This is a genomic window from Micromonospora noduli (assembly GCF_003264365.1).
Classification (GTDB): domain Bacteria; phylum Actinomycetota; class Actinomycetes; order Mycobacteriales; family Micromonosporaceae; genus Micromonospora; species Micromonospora noduli.
In genome coordinates this window covers 1-3,414 of record NZ_PYAK01000125.1, presented here as the reverse complement: position 1 = coordinate 3,414, position 3,414 = coordinate 1, and the positions used below count along the sequence as shown (strand labels likewise).

The window sequence follows — 3,414 nt, the reverse complement described above, 5'->3', positions numbered from 1 at the left end:
CGGCCCCGCCCGCCGGCGCTCCGGCCCCCGGCACCGTCCGCCCCGGCGCCGCGTCTCCCGGCGCGCCCGGCCCGGCGCCCCGGTCGGCGTGCTCCGGGGCGATCACCTTCTTCGAGGAGGCGGCCGGACCGGCGGCGACCAGTGGGCAGTTCCCGGTCGGGACCCGGCTGCGGGTGACCAACCTGGACAACAACCGGGCGACCACTGTGACGGTGACCGGCCCGTCGGGCAGCTGCGTGCTGCTCAACTCCGCCGCGATGGAGCAGATCCGTGAACCGGGCAAGAACCTGGTGCGTCGCAACACTGTCGAGGTGCTTCGCTGACTTCGGTGGAGGGGCCCGTGCACCGGGCCCCTCCGCCGCTCAGCCTGCTCCGCCGAAGGCGGCGTCGAGGAGGTCGGCACCCCGACCGAGGTGCCCGTCGGAGATCACCAGCGGGGGCAGGAAGCGCAGCACGTTGCCGTACGTGCCGCAGGTCAGGGTGAGCAGGCCGGCGGCGTGACAGGCCGCCGAGATCGCCGCCGTGGCGACCGGGTCGGGGGTGAGGGTGCCCGGCAGCACCAGCTCCACGGCGAGCATCGCCCCCCGGCCGCGTACCTCGGCGACCCGGGGATCCCGCTCGGCGATGGCCCGTAGCCGGGGGACCAGCACCGACTCGATCCGTCGGGCCGCAGCGGCCAGGTCCAGCTCGTGCATGGTCTCGATGGTGGCCAGCGCGGCGGCGCAGGCGATCGGGTTGCCGCCGTAGGTGCCGCCGAGCCCACCGACGTGCACCGCGTCCATCAGCTCGGCCCGACCGGTCACCGCGGCCAACGGCAGGCCACCGGCGATGCCCTTGGCCAGCGTCACCAGGTCGGGTTCGACGCCCTCGTGCTGACAGGCGAACCAGTCACCGGTACGGCAGAAACCGGTCTGGATCTCGTCGGCGACGAAGACCACCCCGGCCGCCGTCGCCCAGGCCCGCAGCGCGGGCAGGAAACCCGGCGCGGGTACGACGAAGCCACCCTCGCCCTGGATCGGCTCGATGAGCAGCGCGGCGACGTTCTCCGCGCCGACCTGCTTCTCGATCATCTCGACGGCCCGGGCCGCCGCCTCCGCGCCGGAGAGCCCGCCATCACGCAGCGGGTACGACATCGGCACCCGGTAGATCTCCCCGGCGAACGGCCCGAACCGGTGCTTGTACGGCATGTTCTTCGCGGTCAACGCCATGGTCAGGTTGGTCCGGCCGTGGTACGCGTGGTCGAACACCACTACCGCCGGCCGCCCGGTGGCGTGCCGGGCGACCTTGACGGCGTTCTCCACCGCCTCCGCGCCGGAGTTGAACAACGCCGAGCGTTTCGCGAACCCGCCGGGCGTCAACGCGTTGAGCTGCTCGCACACCGCCACGTACGACTCGTAGGGCGCGACCATGAAGCAGGTGTGGGTGAACCGCTCCACCTGGGCCCGGACCGCCTCGACCACCCTGGGGGCCGAGTTGCCCACGCTGGTCACGGCGATGCCGGCGGCGAAGTCGATCCACTCCCGGCCGTCCACGTCGGTGATCGTCCCGCCCGACGCGTGGTCCACGTAGGACGGGATCACACTGCCGACACCACGAGCCACCGCATCGCCGCGCCGCTTGTGCAGCTCCTCGCTCGACGGCATGGCTCAGCTCCCCAGGTTGTGCATGACGTGCTTGATCCGGGTGTAGTCCTCCAGGCTGTAGACCGAGAGGTCCTTGCCGTGCCCGGAGTGCTTGAAGCCACCGTGCGGCATCTCGGAGACGAACGGGATGTGCGTGTTGACCCAGACGCAGCCGAAGTCCAGTCGACGGGTCATCCGCATGGCCCGGCCGTGGTCGCGCGTCCAGACCGACGCGGACAGGCCGTAGTCGACGCCGTTGGCCCAGCGCACCGCCTCGTCCTCGTCGGAGAAGCGCTGCACGGTGATGACCGGCCCGAACACCTCGTCCTGGATGATCTCGTCGGCCTGACGCAGCCCGGAGACCACCGTCGGGGCGTAGAAGTAGCCGCGTTCGCCCTGCCGGGACCCACCGGTCTGGATCGCCGCGTGGTCCGGCAGGCGGTCCACGAAACCGCTGACCCGGGTGAGCTGGTTGGCGTTGTTCAGCGGACCGTAGAGCACGTCGGCGTCGTCCGGCGCGCCGGTCTTCGTGTTGCGGGCCTGCTCGGCGAGTGCCGCCACGAAGTCGTCGTGGATGCCGGGGCCGGCCAGCACCCGGGTGGCAGCCGTGCAGTCCTGCCCGGCGTTGAAGTAGCCGCCCAGCGCGATGGCCTCGGCGGCCGCCGCCACGTCCGCGTCGTCGAAGATCACCACCGGGGCCTTGCCGCCCAACTCCAGGTGGGTGCGCTTCAGGTCGGGGGCCGCCGCGGCGGCTACCTCCATGCCCGCGCGGGTCGAGCCGGTGATCGACACCAGCTGCGGGGTCGGGTGCGACACGAGAGTACGACCGGTGTCCCGGTCGCCGCAGACCACGTTGAACACCCCCGGTGGGAAGAACTCGGCGGCGATCTCGGCGAGCAGCAGCGTCGACACCGGTGTGGTGTCCGACGGCTTGAGCACCACAGTGTTGCCGGCGGCGAGCGCGGGGGCGATCTTCCAGACCGCCATCATCAGCGGGTAGTTCCAGGGCGTGACCTGCGCGCAGACGCCGATCGGCTCACGCCGCACATAGGAGGTGTGCCCGGCCAGGTACTCCCCGGCGGACCGCCCCTCCAACATCCGTGCGGCACCGGCGAAGAACCGGAACTGGTCCACCGCCGGAGGAAGCTCCTCCTCGGCGGTGAGCTGGCGGGGCTTGCCGGTGTTGCGGACCTCGGCGTCGACCAGCTCGGCGGCGCGCGCCTCCACGGCGTCGGCGAGCTTGAGCAGTGCCCGCTGCCGCTCGGCGGGGGTGACCTCCCGCCAGCTCTCGAACGCGGTGGCGGCGGCGCTCATCGCCGCGTCCACGTCGGCGGCGGCGGAGACCGGGGCCTGGGCGAAGACCTCACCCGTGCAGGGGTCGACCAGGTCGGCGTAACCGCCATCGGACGGGTCGACGTAGGAGCCGTTGACGAAGTTGCGCAGCTGCTGCTGGTCACTCATGAGGGATCACTCCGAGGGGGCCGGGGGCGCGGTTCTGCGGCGGTTATCGCAATCTCTCTGCCATCTTCGCTACTGAATTCGCGGCAGACAAGGGTTATCGCGACTGTTTCCGTCGACTGGTCGCTCGGCTACGCTGCTCGGCGTGGAGCCCGCAGCCTTCTTCGTCGCCTCCCGCCCCGCCACCGGCGAGGGTGAGTTGACCGTCCACCACCCGTACGACGGTCGCCCGGTGGGGCGTACCACAGTCGCCACGCCCGCCCAGGTCGACGCCGCCGTCGCCGCGGCGGCCGGGGTGGCCGCGCAGGCCGCGGCCCTGCCCGCGCACGCCCGC

General features: G+C 72.1%; 2 protein-coding genes and 2 pseudogenes. 2 read left to right on the top strand and 2 right to left on the bottom strand.

The genetic code is table 11. The annotated features are described in order from the left end of the window. Positions 1–323 (top strand): annotated as a pseudogene (locus GUI43_RS33185) (RlpA-like double-psi beta-barrel domain-containing protein); the annotation flags it as partial. A gap of 39 nt (positions 324–362) precedes the next feature. Here GUI43_RS33185 and gabT read toward each other — a convergent pair. Together gabT and GUI43_RS33175 are read right to left on the bottom strand one after the other, a co-directional pair. Continuing rightward, on the bottom strand, positions 363–1,643 hold the full coding sequence (gene gabT / locus GUI43_RS33180; protein WP_112700714.1) for a 4-aminobutyrate--2-oxoglutarate transaminase: 1,281 nt from the start codon (positions 1,641–1,643) through the stop codon (positions 363–365). A gap of 3 nt (positions 1,644–1,646) precedes the next feature. Continuing rightward, positions 1,647–3,083, bottom strand: a complete 1,437-nt coding sequence (locus GUI43_RS33175; protein WP_112700712.1) for a gamma-aminobutyraldehyde dehydrogenase — start codon at positions 3,081–3,083, stop codon at positions 1,647–1,649. Between the two features lie 142 nt (positions 3,084–3,225). Between GUI43_RS33175 and GUI43_RS33170 the strand changes: the two are divergent. Beyond that, positions 3,226–3,414: pseudogene (locus GUI43_RS33170) on the top strand (aldehyde dehydrogenase family protein); the annotation flags it as partial.

Excerpts from the sequence above, each read along its gene's own strand:
- GUI43_RS33175 (WP_112700712.1), bottom strand. The coding sequence starts at position 3,083 with ATGAGTGACCAGCAGCAGCTGCGCAACTTCGTCAACGGCTCCTACGTC.
- gabT (WP_112700714.1), bottom strand. The coding sequence starts at position 1,643 with ATGCCGTCGAGCGAGGAGCTGCACAAGCGGCGCGGCGATGCGGTGGCT.